This window comes from Nitrincola lacisaponensis (assembly GCF_000691225.1).
GTDB classification, from domain to species: Bacteria; Pseudomonadota; Gammaproteobacteria; order Pseudomonadales; family Balneatricaceae; genus Nitrincola; species Nitrincola lacisaponensis.
The window spans coordinates 1-24,966 of the sequence record NZ_JMSZ01000030.1 but is presented as its reverse complement, the minus strand read 5'-3'; the positions used below and the strand labels follow the sequence as shown (position 1 = coordinate 24,966).

At 53.7% G+C, this 24,966-nt stretch carries 23 protein-coding genes and 1 pseudogene; 14 read left to right on the top strand and 10 right to left on the bottom strand.

The window, feature by feature from the left end; translation table 11 throughout:
- Positions 1 to 26 precede the first annotated feature (26 nt).
- A complete protein-coding gene (gene dnaB, locus ADINL_RS09745) occupies positions 27 to 1,412 on the top strand; it encodes a replicative DNA helicase (RefSeq protein WP_036547154.1) in 1,386 nt (461 codons plus the stop codon).
- 5 nt (positions 1,413 to 1,417) lie between these two features.
- On the opposite strand, the gene ADINL_RS09740 is transcribed toward dnaB, so the two are convergent.
- From ADINL_RS09740 to tsaA, 3 genes are all read right to left on the bottom strand, one after another.
- Positions 1,418 to 1,849 carry an acyl-CoA thioesterase gene (locus tag ADINL_RS09740; RefSeq protein WP_036547150.1) on the bottom strand — a complete coding sequence of 144 codons (432 nt, stop codon included), beginning with the start codon at positions 1,847 to 1,849 and terminating at the stop codon, positions 1,418 to 1,420.
- A gap of 63 nt (positions 1,850 to 1,912) precedes the next feature.
- Positions 1,913 to 3,214, bottom strand: a complete 1,302-nt coding sequence (gene bioA, locus ADINL_RS09735) for an adenosylmethionine--8-amino-7-oxononanoate transaminase (protein ID WP_051632705.1) — start codon at positions 3,212 to 3,214, stop codon at positions 1,913 to 1,915.
- 14 nt (positions 3,215 to 3,228) lie between these two features.
- Entirely contained in the window at positions 3,229 to 3,933 is a 705-nt protein-coding gene (gene tsaA, locus ADINL_RS09730) for a tRNA (N6-threonylcarbamoyladenosine(37)-N6)-methyltransferase TrmO (protein ID WP_036547308.1), read from the bottom strand.
- Positions 3,934 to 4,078: 145 nt separating this feature from the next.
- On the opposite strand from tsaA, the gene ADINL_RS09725 reads away from it, so the two are divergent.
- The gene (locus ADINL_RS09725) at positions 4,079 to 4,639 is read left to right on the top strand and encodes an LOG family protein (protein WP_036547147.1); all 561 of its coding nucleotides are present in this window, start codon (positions 4,079 to 4,081) and stop codon (positions 4,637 to 4,639) included.
- A 311-nt stretch (positions 4,640 to 4,950) separates the two neighbouring features.
- Here ADINL_RS09725 and ADINL_RS09720 read toward each other — a convergent pair whose 3' ends face one another.
- From ADINL_RS09720 to ADINL_RS09710, 3 genes are all read right to left on the bottom strand, one after another.
- On the bottom strand, positions 4,951 to 5,361 hold the full coding sequence (locus ADINL_RS09720; protein ID WP_036547144.1) for a hypothetical protein: 411 nt from the start codon (positions 5,359 to 5,361) through the stop codon (positions 4,951 to 4,953).
- Positions 5,362 to 5,383: 22 nt separating this feature from the next.
- Entirely contained in the window at positions 5,384 to 6,424 is a 1,041-nt protein-coding gene (locus tag ADINL_RS09715; protein ID WP_036547142.1) for a hypothetical protein, read from the bottom strand.
- A gap of 278 nt (positions 6,425 to 6,702) precedes the next feature.
- On the bottom strand, positions 6,703 to 7,767 hold the full coding sequence (locus tag ADINL_RS09710; RefSeq protein ID WP_036547140.1) for a tartrate dehydrogenase: 1,065 nt from the start codon (positions 7,765 to 7,767) through the stop codon (positions 6,703 to 6,705).
- A gap of 98 nt (positions 7,768 to 7,865) precedes the next feature.
- Here ADINL_RS09710 and ADINL_RS09705 point away from each other — a divergent pair, with 98 nt between their 5' ends.
- Positions 7,866 to 8,771 (top strand): LysR substrate-binding domain-containing protein, encoded by a 906-nt coding sequence (locus ADINL_RS09705; protein ID WP_036547137.1) that lies wholly within the window; start codon positions 7,866 to 7,868, stop codon positions 8,769 to 8,771.
- Positions 8,772 to 8,781: 10 nt separating this feature from the next.
- Here the strand turns inward: ADINL_RS09705 and ADINL_RS09700 are convergent, their stop codons facing one another.
- Together ADINL_RS09700 and ADINL_RS15985 are read right to left on the bottom strand one after the other, a co-directional pair.
- Positions 8,782 to 10,635: an ABC transporter ATP-binding protein gene (locus ADINL_RS09700; protein WP_036547134.1), complete on the bottom strand. Its 1,854-nt coding sequence runs from the start codon at positions 10,633 to 10,635 to the stop codon at positions 8,782 to 8,784.
- A gap of 44 nt (positions 10,636 to 10,679) precedes the next feature.
- Entirely contained in the window at positions 10,680 to 11,381 is a 702-nt protein-coding gene (locus tag ADINL_RS15985) for a ComF family protein (protein ID WP_161667746.1), read from the bottom strand.
- A 135-nt stretch (positions 11,382 to 11,516) separates the two neighbouring features.
- Between ADINL_RS15985 and bioB the strand changes: the two genes are divergently transcribed.
- The 7 genes from bioB to ADINL_RS15980 all read left to right on the top strand — a co-directional run bounded on the left by bioB (position 11,517) and on the right by ADINL_RS15980 (position 17,278).
- On the top strand, positions 11,517 to 12,566 hold the full coding sequence (bioB, locus tag ADINL_RS09690) for a biotin synthase BioB (protein WP_036547131.1): 1,050 nt from the start codon (positions 11,517 to 11,519) through the stop codon (positions 12,564 to 12,566).
- Entirely contained in the window at positions 12,566 to 13,744 is a 1,179-nt protein-coding gene (gene bioF, locus ADINL_RS09685) for an 8-amino-7-oxononanoate synthase (protein ID WP_036547128.1), read from the top strand. Before bioB ends, bioF begins: the two co-directional genes overlap by 1 nt.
- Positions 13,731 to 14,483 (top strand): alpha/beta fold hydrolase, encoded by a 753-nt coding sequence (locus tag ADINL_RS09680; protein WP_051632703.1) that lies wholly within the window; start codon positions 13,731 to 13,733, stop codon positions 14,481 to 14,483. Before bioF ends, ADINL_RS09680 begins: the two co-directional genes overlap by 14 nt.
- Positions 14,480 to 15,277 carry a malonyl-ACP O-methyltransferase BioC gene (gene bioC / locus ADINL_RS09675; RefSeq protein WP_036547124.1) on the top strand — a complete coding sequence of 266 codons (798 nt, stop codon included), beginning with the start codon at positions 14,480 to 14,482 and terminating at the stop codon, positions 15,275 to 15,277. The genes ADINL_RS09680 and bioC overlap by 4 nt, the downstream gene beginning before the upstream one ends.
- 3 nt (positions 15,278 to 15,280) lie before the next feature.
- Positions 15,281 to 15,982 carry a dethiobiotin synthase gene (gene bioD, locus ADINL_RS09670; protein WP_036547121.1) on the top strand — a complete coding sequence of 234 codons (702 nt, stop codon included), beginning with the start codon at positions 15,281 to 15,283 and terminating at the stop codon, positions 15,980 to 15,982.
- A gap of 84 nt (positions 15,983 to 16,066) precedes the next feature.
- Positions 16,067 to 16,318: a hypothetical protein gene (locus tag ADINL_RS09665; protein ID WP_036547116.1), complete on the top strand. Its 252-nt coding sequence runs from the start codon at positions 16,067 to 16,069 to the stop codon at positions 16,316 to 16,318.
- Positions 16,319 to 16,372: 54 nt separating this feature from the next.
- Positions 16,373 to 17,278: a putative metalloprotease CJM1_0395 family protein gene (locus ADINL_RS15980; protein ID WP_051632702.1), complete on the top strand. Its 906-nt coding sequence runs from the start codon at positions 16,373 to 16,375 to the stop codon at positions 17,276 to 17,278.
- On the opposite strand, the gene ADINL_RS09655 is transcribed toward ADINL_RS15980, so the two are convergent.
- Together ADINL_RS09655 and xseA are read right to left on the bottom strand one after the other, a co-directional pair.
- Entirely contained in the window at positions 17,269 to 18,039 is a 771-nt protein-coding gene (locus tag ADINL_RS09655; RefSeq protein ID WP_036547112.1) for an alpha/beta fold hydrolase, read from the bottom strand. The two genes, ADINL_RS15980 and ADINL_RS09655, sit on opposite strands and share 10 nt — an antisense overlap.
- A complete protein-coding gene (gene xseA / locus ADINL_RS09650) occupies positions 18,036 to 19,349 on the bottom strand; it encodes an exodeoxyribonuclease VII large subunit (RefSeq protein WP_239644367.1) in 1,314 nt (437 codons plus the stop codon). Before xseA ends, ADINL_RS09655 begins: the two co-directional genes overlap by 4 nt.
- Positions 19,350 to 19,516: 167 nt before the next feature.
- Here xseA and guaB point away from each other — a divergent pair, with 167 nt between their 5' ends.
- From guaB to ADINL_RS16575, 4 genes and pseudogenes are all read left to right on the top strand, one after another.
- Positions 19,517 to 20,986, top strand: a complete 1,470-nt coding sequence (gene guaB / locus ADINL_RS09645; protein WP_036547106.1) for an IMP dehydrogenase — start codon at positions 19,517 to 19,519, stop codon at positions 20,984 to 20,986.
- A gap of 114 nt (positions 20,987 to 21,100) precedes the next feature.
- The gene (gene guaA / locus ADINL_RS09640) at positions 21,101 to 22,681 is read left to right on the top strand and encodes a glutamine-hydrolyzing GMP synthase (protein ID WP_036547103.1); all 1,581 of its coding nucleotides are present in this window, start codon (positions 21,101 to 21,103) and stop codon (positions 22,679 to 22,681) included.
- Positions 22,682 to 22,974: 293 nt separating this feature from the next.
- The gene (locus ADINL_RS09635; RefSeq protein WP_204368228.1) at positions 22,975 to 24,456 is read left to right on the top strand and encodes a hypothetical protein; all 1,482 of its coding nucleotides are present in this window, start codon (positions 22,975 to 22,977) and stop codon (positions 24,454 to 24,456) included.
- A 103-nt stretch (positions 24,457 to 24,559) separates the two neighbouring features.
- Positions 24,560 to 24,966 (top strand): annotated as a pseudogene (locus ADINL_RS16575) (hypothetical protein); the annotation flags it as partial.

Here is a 24,966-nt window from a genome sequence, read left to right as displayed (position 1 = left end):
TGTTTATATACCCCGGTAGTCTGGCAATGGATTTCGCAGAACAGTCGCGCGATGCGATCGCTCAGGTCAAAACACCTCCCTTTTCGCTGGAAGCAGAGCAGTCAGTGCTCGGTGGACTCATGCTGGATAATCAGGCATGGGATACGGTTTCAGAGATTCTGGTGGATGGACATTTTTATCGTCCTGAACACCGTATGTTGTTTCGTACGCTACAGAAACTGGTTGATGACAACCGGCCTTTCGATGTAATTACACTGTCAGAAGAGCTGGACCGTCTTGGGGAGCTGGACAGTGCGGGTGGTCTGGAGTATCTGGTGGAGTTGGCGAGAAATACGCCCAGTACCAGTAATATTCGTGCCTATGCTGAAATCGTGCGTGACCGGGCTCTGCTGCGGCAGATGATTCAGGTTGCCAATGAAATTGCCGACAATGCGTTTCAGCCGCTAGGGCGTGCTTCGGAAGAAATACTCAACGAAGCTGAGCAGAAAATTTTCCAGATTGCAGAAAACAGACCCAATCAGGGTGGCCCCGAGCCTATCAATCCGTTGCTGAAACGTGCAGTCGAGCGTATCGATCATCTGTTCAATAACGCCGATGCGCTGACCGGGGTGACCACAGGTTTTGATGACCTGGATGCCCGCACGGGTGGTTTGCAGCCGTCTGATCTGGTGATTGTTGCTGCGCGTCCATCGATGGGTAAAACCACCTTTGCCATGAACCTGGTTGAAAATGCCCTGATGGGCACCCAACGCCCGGTGCTGGTGTTCAGTCTGGAGATGCCTGCAGACCAGCTGGTGACTCGTATGCTGTCTTCTTTGGGAAAAATAGACCAGACCCGTGTTCGAAATGGACAGTTACTTGAAGAGGACTGGCCAAAGCTGACCACCGCCGTGAACATGCTGAAAGGCAAGCCACTGTTTATTGATGATACCGCCGGTATCAGTCCCAATGAGATGCGTAGCCGGGCACGCCGGATTGTCCGTGAACAGGGGGATCTGGCGATGATCATGGTCGACTACTTGCAGTTGATGCAGTTGAAAACCGGTAAAACGGAAGGGCGTACGGCTGAGATCTCGGAGATCTCACGTTCACTTAAGGCTCTGGCAAAAGAGATGCAGTGTCCTGTTGTGGCACTGTCTCAGCTTAACCGAAGCCTGGAGAACCGTCCCAATAAGCGCCCGGTCAACTCGGATCTCAGGGAGTCCGGTGCGATTGAGCAGGACGCAGACGTCATCATGTTTATCTATCGGGATGAAGTCTATAACGAAGACAGTCCGGAAAAAGGCGTGGCCGAGATTATTATCGGCAAGCAGCGTAACGGTCCGATCGGTACATCACGTCTGGCCTTTATCGGCAAATACACGCGCTTTGAAAATCTCAGCCACATCCATTATGACTATGCAGATGAGTAGCCGCCTCAGGTTTCTTTGAGCATGCGGTCTTTAAACGCCTCCGGGACGGGCACCACCTTGCGTGCCTGATAATCAAAAAAGACGATGCCGGTTTTCGCGTGGGCAATCTCTTTGGCGTTCTGCTTGTTGGTCAGCAGATAATACAGGTCACAGCCATATTTGTTGAAATCGGCAACGGCGATGGCGATCTGCAGGGTATCCCGATGAAATCCTTCAGCTTTGTAGACGATGGCAGAGTCGGTCATGATGATGCCATAGCCCTCGATATCCAGCTCGGAGTACTGATACTGGTTCAGAAAGCGGATACGGGCTTCATGAATGATGGACAGCATGGCATCGTTACTGAGATGACCGCCATAGTTAATATCGCTGATGCGTACCGGGATCTCTGTGGTGAACAGGTAGTTGTCCGGCATATCGATTTTGATGCGTGGCATAGTGCTTCCTTAAACTCCTCAATCACTGATAAACACAGGGATAATGTCAGTATCCACTGGCTATTATAGTCGTTGCAAGACGCGAATAATTGCAGCGCACAGGAATTTCAGATCAGCCTCACTGATGATGTAAGGCGGCATGATATAGACCAGCTTTCCAAATGGTCGAACCCAGACGCCTTGTTCAACAAACCAGGGTTGTATCTGCTGCAAGCTGACAGGTTGATGCAGCTCGATCACACCAATGCCACCCAGGCAGCGGACGTCAGACACACAGCTCAGCTGGGCAGCGGGCGCCAGTTCTGTCCGCAGTTGCTGTTGCAGCTGTTGAATGCGGCTGTACCAGTCCTGTTCGAGTAGCAGATCAATGCTTTCACAGGCCACCGCGCAGGCCAGCGGATTGGCCATGAAGGTGGGTCCATGCATAAAGCATCCGGCGCCACTGGATGAGATGGTATCGGCCAGATGTGCCTGTGTCAGTGTCGCTGCCAGCGTCATATAACCGCCTGTCAGCGCTTTACCAACACAGAGAATATCCGGTGTAATGCCCGCATGATCACAGGCAAACAACGCACCTGTACGTCCAAACCCTGTCGCGATCTCATCTGCGATCAGCAGCACGTCATACTGGTCGCAGAGGCGGCGAGCGTGGCGCAGATAGTCCGCCGAGTAAAAACGCATGCCCCCTGCACCCTGTACAACCGGTTCCAGTATCAGGGCAGCCACTTCGTGATGATGCTGAGCCAGTGTGTGCTCCAGCGCTGTCAGATCATTTGAATTGATCGCTTCACCCCAGGGGGTCGAAGGGGCGGGCAGAAAGATTTGCTCGGCCAGTGCGCCTTTAAACAGCTGATGCATACCCGTCACCGGATCACAGACTGACATGGCGGCAAAGGTATCGCCATGATAACCGCGGCGCAGGCTGATCAGACGATTTTTCTCAGGGCGCTGTCGGGCTTGCTGATACTGCAGTGCCATTTTGATGGCGACTTCGACACTGACTGAACCGGAATCGGCAAAAAACACCCGATCCAGTCCCCTGGGCGTGATGTCGACCAGACGCTGAGCCAGTTCAACGGCCGGTTCATGCGTGAGGCCACCAAACATGACATGTGCAAAACGTTCCAGCTGTTGCTGAGCGGCCTGATTCAGACGCGGATGATTGTAACCGTGGATCACTGACCACCAGGAGGCCATGCCGTCAATCAGTTGCTGTCCTTCTGCCAGATGTAACCGCACACCTTCGGCACCTGTCACCATAAATACCGGGCTGGGCTGTGTCATGGATGCATAGGGGTGCCAGATATGCTGCTGGTCAAAGCGTAACTGCTGTGCCAGCCGGGTTCCTTCTGGTGATGATGACATACAGGCTTCCTCGTTTAGTCGTTCAGGGTTTCGATATCGAGCACTTCAATTGCGGTGTCCAGCACTTGCCAGCGGACATTGAACTGATGCAACCGAACACCATAGATGCGTGTTGAGTCCTGCTGATAGGCAGGTCGTGGATCACACTGCAGAATTTCGGTGATCTGGGTGGCTAAAGGGAGTTGCAGCTGACGCTCAATGGCATCACAGCGTTGCTGTGCGGTGGCTGAGAAATGTACCGGCAGCTTGAGCGGTTCAGGTGCTGCGCCGAGAGCAAAGCGGGCTTCCGGCAGGCTGTCTGCATAGGGCAGGTATGGCTTGATATCCAGTACGGGAGTGCCATCCAGCAGATCGACGTCAGCGAGTTCAAGGCAGAGGTGCTCTCCTTGTTGCTGGCAGCTCAGCAGTCGGGCCACCGACAGGCCTATCGGGTTGGGTCGAAAGGTGGATCGGGTGGCATACACGCCGAGCCGCTGGTTACCGCCCAGGCGTGGTGGTCGTACTGTCGGGTGCCAGCCCTTGTCCTGTGTGGCGCTGAACACAAAAATGATCCAGATATGGCTGCAGCTTTCCAGACCACGGACACTGTCCGGGTGGCTGTAGGGTGGATGCAGGCGAAGCGTGGCCCGAATGGAATGGGTCAGGCCGGGCTGCCGGGGAATGCCAAATTTTTCCTTATACGGACTTTCGACATAACCAATTGGATCAAAACTGAACACCGGGGCCTCCTGCAACAGGAAAAGAGAGGCGATGATACCCTGCCCGGCGGTTGCTGACAAAACCCGTGTTGATTACACTCCGGGCTGACATGCGTTTCGCCGCCGGGGACTGACCTCGTGATGGCGTTGGAGAGGAGCAAAGTGCATGAAAATTGCCGTATTCTGTGGTTCCAGTACCGGGAACCTGTCCGTATATACCGAAGCGGCCCAGCGTCTGGGGCGTTATCTGGCTGAGCAGCGCATTGCGCTGGTGTATGGCGGTGGAAAGGTGGGGTTGATGGGTGTGGTGGCTGATGCGGTGCTTGAGGCAGGTGGTCAGGTGTATGGCGTGATTCCGGAGTCTCTGGCTTCCAAGGAGTTAGCACATCCGGGGCTGACTGAACTGCAGGTAGTGGCCGATATGCATGAGCGTAAAGCCGCCATGGCAGAGCTGGCGGATGCGTTTGTGGCGATGCCGGGAGGTGCTGGCACTCTGGAAGAGATCTTTGAAGCCTGGACCTGGGCTCAGTTGGGTTATCACACCAAGCCCTGTGCATTCTACAATGTGCAGGGTTTTTATGACCCGCTGTTGCAGATGGTGGATCAGATGTGCAGTGCAGGTTTTCTGAAGCAAATGCATGCGGACATGCTGATTCGTGAAAACAGCCCGGAGGCCCTGCTGACGTCGATCCGCCAGTACCAGCCTCCAAAGCATAAGTGGTCCTGAGGTGTATATCCCCACCCACAGCTCGGTGCCAGTGAATCGTACTGGCTTTTGTGAAGTCCTTTTCTCTCATAGAAATATGCTTCCACGAAAGCTGGTATGATTCACCCGTCTGCACAAAGAATTGCCAGTTTGATTATCAGCGGCATGGACTTTAGTGGATCGATTCGCCGCATCTAAACTATAGGCGTATGGGTCAGTAATTTTGACATCCACAGTTCGCGAGTCCTTTTAATCGTTGTGCTTGGTGCATATCGGCGACAAGGATTGTAGAATCGATTCTTCATCCTCAACTGCGTTTTGCATGTGGGTTGTCAATACAGTAATACCGATAATGCTAAGCTGATCAGAAAAATTAAACCTATGTAATGTGCAATCTTGGCAATATAACGATCAATGGGTCTGATATAGGGTGCTACATCTTTAACTCTAAGATCAAAAAAACCATCAAAATCGGCATGTTCTTGAGCGCGCTTGGTTAATCCCTCTGGTGTATCGCTGAGTAGTGCCCAATAATATGGTATTCGTGTTATCACGATATCCCATTTAAAAGGGCGCTTTAGTCCATCACGTTTCATTTCTCCTTCAATACGTAATACTGAATAAAAGAACATTATTAACAACATTGTGAACCCTATAGCGCCGGAAATACCCAATGAAACTAAGAGAAACCCTTCAGGGATAATCCTCTGAAGAGTTTCTATAAAGCGAGTGTAGATATTCATTTGACTGATTCTGTACCCATGGCTACAACGCTGGAAAAATTATATTGTATAGTTCTTGACCAGCTTTTTTTCCTTGGTTATCACCAATTTTTGCCACTTGATAAACCACATAAACAGCAACACAGCCTAATAATATCCATGCAATTGGGCCTCCAGCCAATGCGCCACCTGCTTTTAGTTTGACTGCGGCAATACTGTGTGGAGATAATAAAATTTTTCCAGTAAGTGATCCGGCAAATCCACCCACAACAAAACCACCCGTCTGCGCAAAAAACTCTTCGGTTCGGTTATCAGCAGAATAGACCTTAGTCGATCGATTCGCCGCATCTAAACTATACGCCATGGGGCCAGTAATTTTGACACCCCAGTTCGCGAGGCCTTTTAATCGTTGCGCTTGGAACATATCGGCGACACGGATTCTAGGGTCAATGTTTCTACCACGACTGCGCTCAGCAAGCAGAATGCCTCGTTGGGGATTACTTAAGGCAGTGCCACGGTTTTTGGCGCGCATCACTGCCGGTGATAAACGCATCATGGTCACCCTGTATTCGGCCGTGAGCTTTTCATAGGCTTGTATGGCGTCACGTCTGGCAAGTGCTTGCCAATGGCTTTTGGGGCCAGCACCAGGCATGTTGTTGGGTACCGGGTTTTGTAAAGCTAATAATGCATTTTCATATCGAACGAGCGCTTCCTGAAAACCATCCAGGCGGCTTGCTGCATGTCTGACTGCATTATTAGATGCGCCAATAAGCCCTATAACGGCTTCAAGGCTGTCTCGTGTCAGGTATTGATCGACAAACGCAGCATCTCGATGCAACTCTTCGCCTTGTGTCTCTACGGCTGACATCAGCCATTCACGCTCTTGGTGTGAACTATGATTAAGTATGTTGACAATCGAAACTGCGTAGGGATCTTTGTCATCAAGAGTATAGGCTTGACCTTTTGATAGCCTACCTGAAGGACTAATTTTATTAAGCGTAGAAAAGCGTTTGATGTTTTCTTCTGAACCTTCGATCAGTTCAGTTACATGACATGAATGGGTGGAGAAATAGATCGTAGGCATCCGTCGTCATCCTTTTCTGTAAATTCCTTGTTGTTCCTTTTTCAGCTACGGCAAGTATCCTAAACGATTCGTTATTCGAATTGAAGTTTCTAAAATGAGATGGTCTTGGGGTTATAGTGATTTCTGGTGTACGAGGAAGTATAAGGACGGTGTATCCTGTTAATTTCAAAAAGAATGTTAATTAACAGGATACGCTGCGGCAAATTTTACCCTCATTACACCGGTAATGGCTTGGGCAAGATAGTCAAAGTCTCTGTTGTTTAGGGTTCACAGAGGCCTCAGATTAACTGCGCAATTGCTACTCCCATGTCGGTCGTGCTGGCCTGGCCGCCCAGATCGGGTGTTCTGGGTCCCTGAACCAGGACGGTTTCGATGGCATGCAGCAGTGCGTCATGAGCGGCTGTCTCACCCAGAAATTTCAGCATCAGGGCGGCTGACCAGATCATCGCAACCGGGTTGGCAATGTTCCGTCCATATATGTCCGGTGCAGAACCATGGACCGGTTCAAATAGTGAAGGGAAGCGTCCTTCAGGGTTGAGGTTGGCTGACGGGGCCAGGCCAATTGTACCGGTACAGGCAGGTCCCAGATCTGAAAGAATGTCACCAAACAGATTGCTGGCGACCACTACATCAAAACGATCCGGTTGCAGTACGAAGCGGGCCGACAGGATGTCGATATGCTGCTTGTCGAGTTGTACATCAGGATAACCGGTTGCTACCTCGTCGGCACGCTCATCCCACCAGGGCATGCTGATTGCGATACCATTGCTCTTGGTTGCCAGTGTCAGGTGCTTGCGTGAGCGTTGCTTAGCGAGTTCAAATGCGTACTTGAGTACCCGGTCCGTACCCAGCCGGGTAAAGACCGATTCCTGAATCACCACCTCGCGCTCAGTGCCTGCAAAGATGCGTCCGCCCAGATTGGTGTATTCACCTTCAGTGTTTTCGCGTACCACCAGGAAGTCGATATCGCCAGCCTTGCGACCTGCCAGGGGGCAGGGGACACCTTCAAACAGGCGCACAGGCCGCAGGTTGATATACTGGTCAAACTCCCGACGAAACTGCAGCAGAGATCCCCAGAGGGAGATATGATCAGGAACGCTATCGGGCCAGCCGACGGCGCCGAAGAGTATGGCATCCATGTCGGCTAGCCGGGTTTTCCAGTCATCCGGCATCATGGTGCCGTGCTGGGTGTAGTAGTCACAGCTGGCCCAGTCGATGTGCGTCATTTCCAACAGAATATCGAATCGTTGGCAAACGGCAGACAGGGCGCGCAATGCCTCCGGCATGACCTCTTTGCCAATGCCGTCTCCGGGGATTACTGCAATCTTGTAGGTTTTGGACATCTGCTGGCTCCTTTCTGTCTTGAGTCTGTATCTGGCTAGTGTAGTTGTGTACGATTTGAGTACAATCCCTGAATAAGTTAAGCGACTGTTTCCATATCATGAATAATCAGCCTTCTAACGACGATTTGAATGTGTTTCGCCAGGTGGCTCTGCGCAGCAGTTTTGCTGCGGCTGCAACTGATCTTGGGGTGTCTGTTGCGTATGTCAGTAAGCGGATACGCACTTTGGAACAGGTCTTGAATACCCAGCTATTGCACCGTACAACCCGCCGGGTCAGCCTCACGGAGCCGGGTGAAAAAGTGTTGCGCTGTGCTGAACGTATTCTTGATGATCTGGAGCAGTTGCAGGAGGCCGTGGCTCAGACCCGGCAGCGTCCCGGTGGCACGCTGCGGGTCAGTTCCAGTTTTGGTTTTGGTCGTTGTCATGTGGCTCCTGCACTGGCCAGTCTGGCCGAGGCGTACCCTGAGCTATCAGTACGTTTCGAAGTGTTTGATCGTCTGGTCGATGTGCCGGGTGAGGGGATTGATCTGGATATCCGTGTCGGTGATGACATCGCCCCGCATCTGATCGCGCGAAAGCTGGCGGATAATCACCGTATTCTCTGTGCTGCACCTGAGTATCTCGCGCAACAGGGCGAGCCTCGTCAGCTCTCAGAGTTGAATCGGCATGAGTGTCTGGTGATCAAAGAGCGAGATCATCCTTTTGGTCTCTGGCGTCTGGTGTCTGCCAAAGGTGAACAGCAGATCCGCGTGCAGGGGCGTTTGTCCAGTAACCATGGTGAGGTGGCATTGCAGTGGGCGCTGCAGGGCAAGGGTATTTTGTTGCGCTCCCGTTGGGATGTGGCGCCACTGATACGTTCCGGACAGTTGCGTCAGGTGTTGTGTGAGTTTTCACAGCCTGCGAGTATCTGGGCGGTGTATCCTCAACGCTTGGCTCAGTCTGCCCGGGTGCGTGCCGCTGTTGAGCATTTGCAGCAGTGGTTTATCCGGCATCCGCCGGGGTAAACCTGGGTGTTCAGGTGTCCGGCAGATAGCCACGTGCCTGAAGCTGGAAAAGTTCGGCATAGCGACCCTGCTGGGCCATTAGTGTCGCATGGTTGCCCTGTTCCAGTACCTCTCCACCACGAAGCAACAGAATCCTGTCGGCCATGCGTACGGTTGAGAATCTGTGTGAAATCAGAATCACCATACGCTGTGTTGCATGGCTGCGGAAATGCTCAAAAACCTGGGCTTCCGCTTCTGCGTCCATTGCCGCGGTGGGTTCGTCCAGCACCAGAATATCAGCCTTTGTGCGCATAAACGCACGTCCCAGCGCTATCTTCTGCCACTGCCCGCCGGAAAGCTCCTGGCCTCCTTTGAACCAGCGCCCTAACTGGGTATGGTAGGCAGCTGGCAGCTGTTGAATAAACGGGTCAGCCAGTCCCAGCTGTCCGGCTTCCTGCCAGCGCACTTCATCATCAAACGCTCCCACATCACCGGCCCCAAGGTTTTCACCGACCAGAAACTGATAGCGCACAAAGTCCTGAAAGATAACACCGATACGCTCACGCAGCCGCGTCGGGCACCAGTCGTTAATATCCAGACCATCCAGCAGAATGCGCCCTTCACTGGGCTGATACAGGCGGGTCAGCAGTTTGATCAGGGTGGTTTTCCCTGAACCGTTTTCACCGACCAGCGCCAGACTCTCACCGGGTTTCAGGTGCAGGTTGATCTGGTGTAGCGCGGGTTTGCTGGCACAGGGATAGGTAAAGCTGACCTGCTCAAAGCGTATGCCATCCTGAGGCAAGGGGCCTGCAGTTGCCTGGCCGGATTCGCTGATGACCGGTTGTTCCAGATATTCATACAGATTCGACAGGTAGAGATTGTCTTCATACATGCCGCTGATTGCAGTCAGGTTGCTGCTGATCGCTGTTTGTCCCTGTTTGAAGACCAATAGATACATGGTCATCTGTCCCAGTGTTATCGCACCCTGAATAGTTTCAATGACAATCCAGGCGTAGGCGGCATAGAACGCGAGAGTGCCCAGCAGTCCTAGAATAAATCCCCAGAGATCGCGGCGGATGATGAGCTTTTTTTCAGCTCCGAACAGAGTGTTGAAGATGGCTTTGTAGCGCTCCAGAAGCAGGGAGCCCAGGCCAAAAAGTTTGACCTCCTTGATAGAGTCTTCGCGTGCCAGCAGTGTTTCCAGATACATTTGCCGACGCAACTCGGGAGATCGCCAGCGTGACAGCTGAAAGGCATCACCGGAGAATTTGGCTTCCGATATAAACACCGGCAGGGCTGCAAGAAACAATACCAGCAGCGCCCAGGGGGAAAACTGTATCAACAGAATTGCAAAGCTGAACAGCGCAATGGCATTTTGCAGCAGGCTGAAGGTTTTGTTGACCAGTGCCAACGGGCGGGTTGAGGCTTCCCGCCGGGCGCGGGTGAGCTTGTCATAGAACTCGGAGTCCTCAAACTGCACCAGTGAGAGGGTTTGAGCTTTTTCCAGAATCATCACATTGACACGCTGCCCCATCAACGCCTTGAGCAGTGATTGCTGAGCGGACAGTCCTCGTCCTGCTGCGGCGATCAGTGTGATGACAATCCCTTCCAGTAGTAACAGCTGCATGACCGGTGTGCAATCGACAGCGCCCTGCTGTTGATAGGTGTCGATGCTGAGCAGTACGCCGTCGACGATCAGCTGTCCCAGGTAAGCGGCAACGGCTGGCAAGACACCGGCAATCAGTGTCAGCAGCATGAGTCCGCAGGTCAGTGGTCGGGAGGTGCTCCAGACCAGCTCAATTGCCCGACGGCTGTACTGGAAAACAGACAGAAAGTCTCTCAGTCGGCCGGATGAAGTGGTCGGCCAATCGGGTCTTGTTGCCAAAGGTTGCTCCTGAATAGTGGGTGTTGCCGGGCAGGCGTGTCAGTTTACTCTATTTCATCCGTTTCTTCAGTGCTGTCCTGGCTTTCTGGCGTACGCGCAATCACCCAGTTATCCACCCGGAGCACCCCTTGGGACTTCAGCAGCCGGGCGATTTCATTCAGTGTGCTGCCCGTGGTCATCACATCGTCGACCAGTGCGACATGGGAGGGCAGTGGTTTGTTGAGGGCAAAGGCACCTTGCAGGTTATGGCGACGCTGGCGGGCGCTCAGTCTGTGTTGTTTGCGGGTATGCCGTATTTTTTGCAGCGCCTGGTACTGGACGGGTATGTTCAGCTGGCGTCCCAGCTGTTCTGCCAGCAGTGCAGCCTGATTATGACCTCGCCGCAATTGATCCCAGGGGTGCATGGGTACGGGTAACAGGCAGTGTGGCAGTGCCTGTTCTGTATCCCTGATCTGTGCCGCCAGCACAGGGGCGAGCCAACCCAGTGTGCGCAGCTGTTGATGGTACTTGATTGCGGGGAGCAATTGGGTCAGGGGAAAGCGGTAATCGAGAGCGACACAGGTGTGATCAAAGGCCGGCTGCAGGCGTTGACAGTCAGGGCAGTCGGCCATCGGACTGGTGCGGGACAGTCCACAGACCGGACAGGGAAACAGACGCCAGGGCAGGTCGGCATGGCAGTCCTCGCAGAGTCCATTCAGTTGTGCAGGCTGCAGGCGGCAGAGCTGGCAGATTTGTTTAAAAAACAACCTAAGGTTAACTTTATTAAAAAACATAAGTTGACAAGTCCTTGTGTCAAATTAGTATCAGCGCCATGGCTCGGGCTACCGGAAAACCGGTATGGCTTGAGCCTTCCAGTTTAGCTCAGCCGTGGGAATGAAGCGATGATACAGGTGAACAGTGTGCGCCATGATTGGTCGGAAGCAGAGATAGCAGCATTATTCGAATTGCCATTCAACGATTTGATGTTTCAGGCGCAGAGTGTTCATCGGCAGTTTTTTGATGCCAATGCGGTGCAGATCAGTACCCTGCTGTCGATTAAGACCGGGGCTTGTCCGGAAGATTGCAAGTATTGTCCACAGAGTATCCATCACGGTGCAGAGCTTGAAGCCGAGAAACTGATGCAGGTTCAAGCCGTCCTGGAGGAAGCCCAGGCGGCACAGGCGGCGGGTGCCAGCCGTTTCTGTATGGGTGCGGCCTGGAAGCACTTGCGTGCCAAGGATATGCCCTATGTACTGCAAATGATTCGAGGGGTCAAGGCGTTGGGTCTGGAAACCTGCATGACGCTGGGTATGTTGAAAGCCGAGCAGGCACAGGAGCTGGCTGAAGCCGGTCTGGATTACTACAACCATAATCTGGATACCTCCGAAGCCTATTATGGTCAGATTATTACCACCCGACGTTATCAGGATCGTCTGGACACCCTGTCACATGTACGGTCTGCCGGTATGAAAGTCTGCTGTGGCGGGATTCTGGGAATGGGGGAGTCCCGTCAGGACCGTATCAGCCTGCTCAAAACACTGGCCTGTTTTCCTGAACATCCGGAGTCAGTGCCGGTTAATCTGCTGGTGCGTGTCGCCGGTACACCACTGGAAGATGCCCCGGACCTGGATCCCTTCGAGTTTATCCGCACCCTGGCGGTGGCTCGCATTCTGATGCCTGCATCGCATCTGCGCTTGTCGGCGGGTCGTACCGATATGAACGAGCAGATGCAGGCGCTGTGTTTTATGGCGGGAGCCAATTCAATCTTTTATGGCGAGCGCCTGTTAACGACGGAAAATCCTCAGGCCGAGGCCGATAAAGCGCTGTTTGCGCGTCTGGGCTTGTACCCTGAAGAGGTCAGTCCGGACCGTCAGCCAACAGAGGCCCAACTGCTGCATCAGATTGAAGCGCAGCAGGATCAGGCCTTCTTTTATGATGCGATGAGTCGCTGATGCAACTGGATCAGTTGTTGCAGCAGCGCTTACAGGCGCGCCGGGAGGCTTCGCTGTATCGACAGCGTGGGTTGACGGATTCCCCTCAGGGACCGGTACGCAAACTGGCAGGGCAAAGTTTTCTGAACTTCAGCAGTAATGACTACCTCGGTCTGGCGGCTGATACGCGGATTGCGGATGCCATGATCCATGCTGTGCGCACTCAGGGAGTCGGCAGTGGTGCATCCCATCTGACCGCTGGGCACACTCAGGCGCATCAGCAACTGGAAGACGCGCTGGCCGTGTTTACCGGTCGCGAGCGGGCGCTGGTGTTTGGTTGTGGTTATATGGCCAATCTGGGGGTGATTACGGCACTGATGGCCGCCGGTGATGCCGTCTTTCAGGATCGCCTCAATCATGCCTCTCTGCTGGATGCCGGGCGGCTGAGCGGGGCACGCTTCAGTCGTTTCGGTCATCTCGATTATGCGCTGCTCGATGCTCAGCTGCATCGCAGTCGTGCCAATCACCAACTGGTTGTCACAGATGGGGTGTTCAGCATGGATGGTGATCAGGCCGATTTGCCTCACCTGGCTGACGTCTGTGATGCACATCAAGCCTGGTTGATGGTCGATGATGCGCATGGCTTTGGTGTGCTGGGAGAACTGGGCGGCGGCTGTGCTGAAGTCAGTGGCCTGCTGCCGGCGCGCGTGCCCATTCTGGTGGGCACACTTGGCAAGGCGTTTGGCACGGCGGGCGCCTTTGTGGCCGGTTCAGAGGCGCTGATTGAAACACTGATCCAGTTTGCGCGCACTTATATCTATACCACCGCCTTGCCCCCGGCTCTGGCTGAAGCCACCTGCTTGAGTCTGCAACTGGTACAGACCGAGCACTGGCGACGCCAGCGACTGGCCGAGCTGATTGCCCAGTTCAGACAAGGCTGTGCCGAGGCAGGACTGCCGTTGATGTCATCGGCAACACCGATTCAGCCGTTGCTGGTTGGAGACAGTCAGCGCGCGTTGCAGGTGAGCGAAGTATTACGACAGCAGGGGATCTGGGTGTCCGCCATTCGTCCACCAACTGTACCGGTTGGCAGTGCACGTTTACGCGTAACCTTGACCGCCAGTCATACGGCAGAACAGGTGAATCAATTATTGCAGGCCCTTACCTCTGCCTGGGAGACGGTCAATGCTGAGTATTGAATCACTGGCAGGGCAAGGTGCTGACCTGGTGTTGGTGTCAGGGTGGGGAAGTGATAGCGGTATTTTTGATCCATTACTGCCGCTGCTGAGCCCGTATTTCAGAGTCCATCGTGTTTTGTGGCAGACATCTGGGTGGCCAGCGGACGATGGACAGTTACGTTATCAACTGCTGAATTGCCTGCGTCGTCAGGCGCCCTCTCGAGCGATCTGGGTTGGCTGGTCTTTAGGCGCCAATCTGGCGCTTACGCTGGCAGACAGCTTTCCGGAAAAAGTGAGTCGTTTGGTGACACTGGCATTTAATCCCTGTTTTGTGCAGCGTGATGACTGGTCCTGTGCCATGCCTCAGACAGAGTTTCTACATTTTCAGCAGAATTTTTTGACCGCGCCGGCAGCGACGCTGAAACGTTTTCAGGCGTTACAGGTGATGGGTTCAGTTGATCGCCGTCAGGTGATAGCGGCACTGCAGTCATCCCCGGCGCATCTACCGCCCGCCAGATTGTCACAGTTACTGCAGCTGCTTGCGGATGATTTGCGCCCGCAGCTTAAGCGTCTGTCTCAGCCTCAACTGCACTGCCTGGGCGCGCAGGATACCCTGGTGCCCTGTGCTTCCTTGTTGGCAGCCTATCCTCACTTGAATCCTCAGGTTGAGCTGCGTTGCTATGCGCAGAGCGCACACCTGCCGTTTCTGTCTGAAGCGTCGCGCTGGTGTGAGGACCTGCGCCAGTGGTGTCAGGCATGAACAGCATGACGCTGGCTGAATATCAGCTCAAACAGCAAGTTGCTGCGAGCTTTAGCCGTGCGGCACCGGATTATGATCGGGTTGCCGAGCTGCAGCGCCAGGTGGCAGATACCTTGCTCAGGCATTTGCCGGCACATGACTACACACGGGTTCTGGATCTGGGGACCGGTACGGGGTATGGATTAACCGCCTTGCGTCAGGCCTATCCCCGGGCTGATCTGATTGCACTGGATATTGCCGAGGGCATGTTAAGGCATACTGCACTCTGCCAGGCACACTTGTCAGTGCACCCTCTCTGTGCAGATGCAGAGTCCTTGCCTTTGGCAGACCAGAGTCTCGATTTGATCTGCAGCAGTTTGGCTGTGCAGTGGTGCCAAGACTATCCGGCACTGTTTTCAGAATGCGCCAGAGTGCTTCGACCTGGTGGAGAGTTGCATCTGGCCACCCTGGGGCCTGAGAGTCTGTGGCAGTTGCGACAGGCCTGGCGTGCAGTCGATGCGGAGCGGCATGTAAATGAATTTGTTGCAGATGCTGTGTTGCTGCAGGCCAGTCAATCGTTGAGATTGCTGCAGCAGCAGACGCAGTGTTATACACTCGAGTATGACAATCTGATGGCGGTTTTGCAGGCATTGAAAACGCTGGGTGCTTCCGTTGTGATCGGGCGGGAAGCGACCGGATTGGGTGGGCGTCGACGTTTACAGGCGTTAGCTCAAGCCTATGCCACCCTGCAATCTGCAGCAGGGCGGTTACCATTAAGTTATCAGGTGTATTATTTTCGCTGGCGTAAGGAGTAAAGCGTGAAGCAGGCTTATTTTGTCACCGCAACAGATACGGATGCCGGAAAAACGCTGGTCACCACTGCGCTCCTGTATCTGGCTGCCCAGCAATCTTTGCAAACGCTGGCGCTCAAACCCTTGGCCGCGGGGTGTGAATCCACTCCTGACGGACTGCGTAATGCGGATGCGCTGAAGTTGCAGCAACAGGCCACAGTGGCTTTGAGCTATGATCAGGTCAATCCGGTTGCTCTGGCAGATCCGATTGCACCACATCTGGCGGCCGGTATGCGTCAGCTGAGTGCCGATCGTTTGGCGGCATATTGTCGAGGTGTCATGTTGCAGAAAGCCGACCTGGTATTTATTGAAGGTGCCGGTGGCTGGCGCGTGCCCCTGAATCCCCGGGAGACCCTGTCGCATCTGGTGCAGATGTTGCAGGTGCCGGTGATACTGGTGGTGGGAATGAAACTGGGCTGCCTGAATCATGCGCTGTTAACCGCTGAAGCGATTGCGCGCGATGGCGTCAGGCTGGCAGGCTGGGTTGCCTGTCAGACCGACCCGGATATGTCGCGTTTTGATGATAATGTCAGCAGTTTGCGTCAGCGTTTGCGAGCGCCATTACTGGGTGTGATTCCCTGGCTGGAAGATCCTCAGCCTGCTCAGGCCGCCCAGTATCTGGATCTCTCTGTGCTGCTGGAGACTGAGAATCCGCATGCGATAAATTGAACAAAATCTGTTCAATTCTGTCTGATATGCTAGACTGATACTTGCAGTCAAAGACTGAGATCAACACAAGATGACAGGTGCTATATGAATATCAACGGTGTCGCTGCACAAACCAGTGGACTGATGAATGTAAATCGAGGTCTGGATAATACCCAGAGAGCTGCGGGTGATATCCAGGGAAGCGGAACGCCTGATCGTCCTGAATTAGCCTCAGGGCGTGGGGTTGACCAGGCTGTCAACCAAGCCGCTGTCAGTCAAAACGAAGCCACAGCCTCTACACAGGTTGTGCGTGAGGTGAATGAAACACTGGGGTCCCTGATCGATACCCGTGCATGAGCCGGGACATACTGCGAGCATTCAGCATGTTTGCAGTGAATCGAGGGCTGTTGTATGCAGATCAATGGCTTTTCCAACCCACTGGGCTACGCGGGAGCTTACAGCTCTGGTCGTACCCTCGAAACCGCTGCTCTGAATGACAGAGTGGTAACCGACAGTGCGTCTGTGTCACTGCAAGGTGATGCGGGGCGTCGAGTCGCTCCTGGCAGTGCCCCTGAAGCCACCACCCCAGAATCTACCGATAATCGTGCTGCCCGTGACCGTCAGGAGGTGGAAGCGGAGCAGCGTGTTGTTCGTGAATTGGCAGCGCGTGACCGTGAGGTGCGACAGCATGAAATGGCGCACCAGATGGCGGGCGGTCAATATACCGGTGCGGTGACTTACACCTTTGAACGTGGACCGGATGGGGTCATGTATGCCGTTGGCGGTGAGGTTCGTATTGATACATCGCCTGTGCCGGGTGATCCTGAAGCTACCTTGCAAAAGGCGGAAACGGTTGAGCGTGCCGCGCTGGCTCCGTCGGATCCCTCACCTCAGGATTTGCGTGTTGCAGCTTCAGCACGTGCCATGGCCGCAGAAGCACGTGCAGAACTCTTGCGTGAACAGCAAGACGCACTGGAATCGGATGACCCTGTTCAAGGTGTAGCCACGTCCGATGAGCTGGAAGCCGATGTGCTGCAGCAGGCTGAAGAGATGGAGCAAGCCAGACGGGCTGAACAGGCGGAACGTGAGCAGCAGGCAGCCGAGGATGAAGCTGCAGAAGCCCAGCAGTTACGTCAGGAAGCACTGGCGGAAGAGCTGCAACAGCGCCGTGAGCGTTCTGCTGAAGCGCTGCGTGAGTTTGCCCGGGATCTGGCTGAAATTCAGGCGCAGTTGCGCGAGTTGAACAAGCGCCTGGTTGAGACTGGCGCACTCAAGGGTGGTAGCCCGGTCGGCAGTTTGCTTGATCGTCAGGTCTGAGTGTCACTGAAAAACCGATCCACCAGCCGGGTGAACAGTGCCGGTTTTTCGGCATGCGGCCAGTGTCCGGCATCCTCAATCACTTTGACATCCGCGTTCGGGAAACGCTGTCTGACCGCGTCTGTGTATTCAGGTTTCAAGTAGTGAGACAGTCCGCCCTTGATAAAACGCGTGGGTCCCGTGAAAGCTGAGCCTTCGGGAGCTGCAGCGATAGCATCATACTCTGATCGCAGGCAGTCCAGATTCATGCGCCAGGCAAACTGACCTTGTTCGTTGCGATACAGGTTTTTCAGCAGAAAAGCTCGCACACCCGCTTCTTCAACCCAGACTTGCAGCTGCTTGTCGGCATCAGCCCGTGAGGTCAGGCTGGTCAGATCAATGCTGAACAAGCCTTTGAAGACCGCTTCATGGTGGGGTGGATAGGATACCGGTGCGATATCAACCAGTAATAATCTGGCAATGCGTTGTGGATAACTCAGCGCCATCTGCATGGCGACCTTGCCGCCCATGGAGTGCCCCATCAGGTTCACCTGAGATAGCTGTAAATCATCCATCAGTTCAATCACATCTTCAGCCATCAGCGGATAGCTCATGTCCATGCTGTGTGGAGAGCGTCCATGGTTGCGCAGATCGACGGCGATAACATCATGATGCTCAGCAAGTGCCTTGATCTGTGCTCCCCAGTTTTCCAGCGTCCCGAACAGTCCATGCAGAATGATCAGTGGAGTACCCTGACCCGTGCGTTGATAATGAAGCTTCATGTGCTTTGACTCATCTCCTGTGGATCCATAACACGGCAGCTCAGCTCGCCGTCCTGCAAACGTGCCGTCAGTTGATCGCCGGGTTTGACCTGTTCAACATGCTGAACCACCTGTCCGCTTGCATCCAGTAACAGGCTGAAGCCGCGCTCCAGTGTTGCCAGCGGGCTGATGGCATTCAGGCGACGTGCCGTTTGCCCCAGGGTATTGCGATGTAATGCCAGCTGGCGCTCTGTGCGTTGCTGCAAATGTTCTGTGAGCCATAACAGACGTTGGCGCTGCAGTTGAAATCTGGGTGTCTGGCGCAGCAAACGCTGGTGTAACTGTTGTACCTGATGATCTTGCTGTTGCAAGTGCTGGCCCAGCAGGCGGGTCAGCGCCATTTCCAGTCGGTCCAGTTGCTGGGTTTGCTGTTGCAGTCGTTCACCCGGGTGCCTCAGACGCTGGCGTTGCTGGTGCAATTGCTGCCTGGCCTGTTGCAACTGCCGTGCAAGCTGGCGTGTTAACGCGGTTTGATACTGCGCCAGTCGTTGCCCTAGCAGATGTTGATCCGGGCTGAGTACCTCTGCAGCTGCAGAAGGGGTGGGCGCACGATAATCCGCAACCAGATCACTGATGGTGGTATCGGTTTCATGTCCGACAGCCGAAACAACAGGGATGGCTGATGCGATAATTGCCTCAGCTACACGCACCTCATTAAAAGGCCAGAGATCTTCCAGAGAACCGCCCCCGCGTCCAATGATCAGTACATCGCACTCAGCATGACGGTTTGCCAGCTGCAGCGCCGAAACCAGCTGGTCAGCCGCTTCGGGTCCCTGCACGGCTGAAGGGTACAGATTCACCGGCAGGCCGGGAAAACGGCGATTCAATACATGCAGAATATCGTGAATCGCGGCGCCGCTGGCTGAGGTGATGACTCCGATCCGGCGAGGATGCGCAGGTAAAGGACGCTTGCGTTCAGCATTAAACCAGCCGCGTTGGTTCAGCTGCTGCTTCAATTGCTCAAATGCTTTTTGCAATTGACCTTCGCCACCGGGCATCATCTGTTCACAGATCAGCTGGAAATCACCGCGTCCTTCATACAGGCTGACTTTGGCGGTGACTATAACCTGATCACCTTCGTTCGGACGAAAGCCAATCAGTTGGGAGCGGTTGCGGAACATGGCACAGCGAACCTGTGCCTGGGCATCCTTCAGAGTAAAGTACCAGTGGCCCGATGCTGGACGGGCAAAATTGCTCAGCTCACCTTCTACCCGAATCCAGGCAAAACTGGCTTCCAGCAGGCGTCGAGCTTCTCGGTTTAATTGACTCACTGACAGAGTCGTATTGGATGCTGTATTCATGGCGCTAATAGTAGTGACTTCAGCGATGGGATAAAACCCCCGGTCTGCAACAGAAGCCTGGTGATCAGATTGAGACAGTCACGGCTTTGGTGTAAAATTACTCGCTTAATTTTCCAAGATAGACAGGCTGGCCGACCATGTTGAGAATCGTTGAAGAAGCGCTCACTTTTGATGATGTACTACTGATTCCCGGGTACTCTGAAGTACTGCCAAAAGACGTTTCCCTTAAAACCCGCCTGACCAAAGGGATTGAGCTGAACATTCCTCTAGTATCTGCGGCGATGGACACGGTCACTGAAGCCCGTCTGGCGATTGCCATGGCGCAGGAAGGCGGCATAGGTATCATCCACAAAAATCTGACGCCGGAACAGCAGGCAGAAGAAGTCCGTCGTGTTAAAAAATATGAATCCGGTGTCGTGTCTGAGCCGGTCACCTGCACGCCGGATACCACTGTGCGTGAAGTATTGCAGTTGGCCCAGCGTCATGGATTCTCAGGTTTTCCGGTCTTGCAGGGCGAGGAGCTGGTCGGTTTGGTCACCAGCCGTGATGTGCGTTTTGAACAGGATCTGGAAGCACGTGTGTCCAGCATCATGACCCCGAAAGAGCGTCTGGTAACTGCCAAAGAAGGGGATGATCCGGCCAGCATCCGCGAACTGTTACGCAAGCATCGTATTGAAAAAATCCTGCTGGTGGATGATCAGTTCCGCCTCACCGGCATGATGACCGTTAAGGATATGAATAAAGCCCAGGCGTTCCCGAACGCAGCCAAAGACGGCAAGGCTCGCCTGATTGTCGGCGCAGCGGTGGGAACCGGTGCTGAAACACCTGCCCGTGTGGAAGCGCTGGTAAATGCCGGGGTTGATCTGATCGTTGTTGATACAGCGCACGGCCACTCCAAAGGGGTTATTGACCGTGTTTCCTGGATCAAGGCCAACTTCCCGCAAGTACAGGTAGTGGGTGGTAACATCGCAACAGCTGAAGCCGCTATCGCACTGGCGAAAGCTGGTGCTGATGGCGTCAAGGTCGGTATCGGTCCTGGTTCCATTTGTACCACACGTATCGTGGCCGGTATCGGTGTACCTCAGATCAGCGCTGTTGCCAATGTCGCAGCTGCACTGAAAGACTATGGTGTACCTCTGATTGCTGATGGTGGTATCCGCTTCTCGGGCGATATTTCCAAAGCGATTGCCGCGGGTGCCTCTGCTGTCATGGTTGGTTCGATGCTGGCTGGTACCGATGAAGCACCCGGTGAAGTCGAACTCTTCCAGGGACGCGCTTTCAAGTCCTACCGTGGAATGGGTTCTCTGGGTGCCATGTCCGGACTGACCGGTTCATCTGACCGTTACTTCCAGGATGCCAAGGCAGGTGTTGAAAAGCTGGTGCCCGAAGGTATTGAAGGTCGCGTACCCTGCAAAGGTCCCATGCACAATGTGGTACACCAGCTGATGGGTGGTTTGCGTGCTTCCATGGGCTACACAGGCTGTGCCACTGTGGATGAAATGCGGACCAAACCTTCCTTCGTTCGGATTACCAATGCCGGTATCACGGAAAGCCATGTCCATGATGTCAGCATCACCAAAGAAGCCCCGAACTATCGGGTCAGTTAATCAGGGTCTATCCCTGGATCAGTGGGGCGGTTGCCGCCCCATTTTTCGTTTTACAGCCGTCTGATCGGGCAACCGCTTTATGAGTGATCAGACCATTTGCCGGAGTGAGCAAAGATGAGCCAAGATATTCACGCGCAACGTATTCTGATTCTGGACTTCGGGTCCCAGTATACGCAGCTGATTGCGCGTCGGGTCAGGGAAATTGGGGTTTACAGTGAAATCCATCCCTGGGACATGACACCGGAGGCGATCCGAGAGTTTGCTCCTAAAGGCATTATTCTGGCGGGTGGACCTGAATCGGTCACAGAACTGGACTCGCCACGTGCACCAGATGCTGTCTTTGAGATGGGCATTCCACTACTGGGTATCTGCTACGGTATGCAGACCATGGCTGAACAACTGGGCGGCAAGGTAGCAACCTCCGACAAGCGCGAGTTTGGTTACGCACGCGTCAAACTGGCAGACAGCCCCAGCCGCTTGCTGGAAGGCATCGAAGACCATATTGCCAACAACGGAGCGCTGTCGCTGGATGTCTGGATGAGCCATGGTGACAAAGTGACAGAGCTGCCGGAAGGCTTCCATGTCATCGCGTCCACTGAATCAGCTCCGATTGCGGCGATGTGTGATCCCAAGCGCAATTTCTACGCCGTACAGTTCCATCCGGAAGTGACGCACACCAAACAGGGTATGCGTGTGCTGGAGCGCTTTGTGCGTGAAATTTCCGGCGCAGAAGCGCTGTGGACAGCACAGAACATTATCGATGATCTGATTGCCAAAGTGCGGGCGCAGGTTGGTGACAACAAAGTGTTGCTGGGCCTCTCCGGTGGTGTCGACTCCTCCGTTGTAGCGGCGCTGTTGCACCGTGCCATCGGTGATCGCCTGACCTGTGTGTTTGTTGACAACGGCCTGTTGCGTAAACATGAAGGCAATCAGGTGATGGAGATGTTTGCCCGCAACATGGGTGTTCGTGTGATCCGTGTTGATGCCGAAGATCGCTTCCTTGGCCGTCTGGCCGGACAGGCAGACCCGGAAGCCAAGCGTAAAATCATCGGTAACACCTTTATCGAAGTTTTCGATGAAGAAGCCCAGACCCTGACCGACTGTCGTTTCCTGGCGCAAGGCACCATTTACCCGGATGTGATCGAATCCGCAGCCTCCAAGACCGGCAAGGCGCATGTGATCAAATCACACCATAACGTAGGTGGTTTGCCGGAAGATATGAAGTTTGAACTGGTCGAGCCACTGCGTGAACTCTTCAAAGATGAAGTGCGCAAGATCGGTCTGGAACTGGGACTGCCGTACGATATGGTCTATCGCCATCCTTTCCCGGGTCCGGGGCTGGGTGTGCGCATCCTGGGTGAAGTGAAAAAAGAGTACGCCGACATCCTGCGTGAAGCCGATGCTATTTTCATCGAGGAACTTCACAAGGCTGACTGGTACCATAAAACCAGCCAGGCATTCGCCGTGTTCCTGCCGGTGAAATCAGTCGGTGTGGTGGGTGATGGCCGTCGTTATGAATACGTCATCGCACTGCGCGCCGTCGAAACCATCGATTTCATGACCGCACGTTGGGCTCATCTGCCTTACGAGCTGCTGGAAACGGTTTCAGGACGTATCATCAATGAAATCGCTCAAGTCTCACGCGTCACTTATGACGTGTCCAGTAAGCCACCTGCGACGATTGAGTGGGAGTGAGCCGGTAAGGCTCTACAACCATGATGTAGAAGACCCACCGAAAGGTGGGTTTTTTATGTTGGAAAGAACGCAAGTTGTTTCGGTACCCTGGTATGGGTATATCCAATGGTGGAGGGCTGCAGAAGTCGAAGCCGGGGTGTTGTCAAGAGAGTCGCTGGTGGATTCACTCTCTGTAGCCATTTCAACGCTATCTAAATCTGTACCGTCGGCTCTAAGAAGTGCTCCTCTCATATTAGCTGGATTATTGGGTCACCTCTGGGTATAACACCAATATGTTCTACTGAGGTGAAGGCGTGGCAATCTTTGATATAGAGAAAGACGAATTACTTCGGCTCTCCGATATGCAGCTAGAAGAGTTGATTGCTCGCCTTGCCGAAGCTGAAGTAGCAGCGCATAGCTATAGCCCCGCATGGGTAAACTGGTCGGGTTCAATCAATGCGCCTGATGGAGGAATTGATATCCATATTCAAGTCCCCGTAGAGCAATTGAGCACTGGATTCCTTACAAGGTCGGATACAATCCTCCAAGCCAAAAAGCATTCGATGCCGAAGAGAGAGATTACAAAGGAAATGCTCTCCGGCAGCCAATTATCACCGACTATATCTGAACAAGCTGCAAAGGGCGGCAGCTACATCATTGTCAGCTTGGCTGATGACTGCTCTCCTATCATGAAGAAAGAGCGCCTCAAAGCTATGCGGGATGCTGTCAATGAGGATCCCAATGGCGGTAATATTCACTTGGATTTCTATGACCGATCAAAGCTGACGCAATGGTTGCGTCAGCATCCATCAATCATGCTATGGGTAAAAGGAAAGCTCGGTCAGGGGCTCTCCGGTTGGCAGCCATATGGCGCATGGAGCAATCCACCACAAGGTGTTGCAGACACTTTCATTTCCGCCCCAGGTGTAACGATCACCCTGCCATCAAGGGGGGAACAGAAACTCTGCATAGAGTATGCCATTCAATCGATGCGCAACCTCATTCGGTCTACTAATAAGGCAGTTCGTATCACTGGTTTGTCTGGTGTTGGGAAGACCAGAATAGTGCAGGCGCTCTTTGATGAAACAGTAGGTGTTGACGCCCTCGACCGAACCATTGCTGTCTATGTCGATGCAGGCGCCAACCCCGATCCTTCTGCTACGGCAATGCTGGACAGGCTTATTGCTGAAGGCCGACGCGCCATCATGATCCTTGATAACTGCCCATCAGAACTGCACTCTTTGCTGGCCAGCAGAATATCCGCTGCAGGCGAAGGAGTGAGCCTGATCACCGTTGAGTATGACATCAAAGATGATAAGCCTCAGACCACTGAGGTGATCCACATTGAGGCAACCGGGCCGGAAGTTGCCGAACAGCTTCTGAACCGTCGTTTCCCTAATCTCGGCCAGAATAATGCTCGCCGGATAGCAGCGTTTGCTGACGGGAATGCGAGGGTGTCCTTGGTAATAGCTGAGAGAGTAGAAAATGGCGAAAGCCTTGCTCACCTTTCTGATGCACAGCTATTTAACCGCTTGTTTGAGCAGCGCAATCGTCCGGATGAAAATCTGAGAGAGCAGGTTGAAATACTGTCATTAGTCTACTCGTTCTCCGTTTCAGACTCTGAAAATAGCCAAAATGAGCTGGAGGTACTGGGCTCGATTTTGGGACACTCACACAGTCAGTTATTTCGATCCGTGCAAAAGCTATTGGGTCGCACATATTGTGCAGAAGAGAGCGCAGTGGAGAGCAATATTACCCCACGCTATTGCGAACAGATTGGCAAAATCGGCACTTGATAGTATTCCAGTAGATCAACTCAGAGCAACCTTTGAAGCTCCAGGTCGTGAACGCCTGTTAATGTCATTCGCTCATAGGCTAGGCCTTTTACACGACCACCCCGTGGCAAAAGAAATTGCTGAAGCCTGGCTACAATCGGATGGGCTGCTAGGACGGGTATTAGTACTGGATGGCATGAAAGCAAGGATGCTGAACTATATCGGCCCAGTTGCACCGGCAGTATTGCTCGACAGGATCGAAGTAGAGATTACTTCACCCGACTTTAATGGTATGAAGCCACGTTACAACTCACAGCGAGTAGTCATTCTCAATTTATTACAGTCTCTGGCATATGAACCAAGCGCTTTTGACCGTTGCGCAAAGCTTCTAATCCGCGTCGCGGACTTCGAAGACGAGAGCAACAACTACGATGCGGTTCGAAATAAGATCACCCATTTTTTCCAGGCATATTTGTCTGGTACACACGCCTCTTTAGATCAGCGTATTGCGATCTGTAGTGGTCAAGTAAA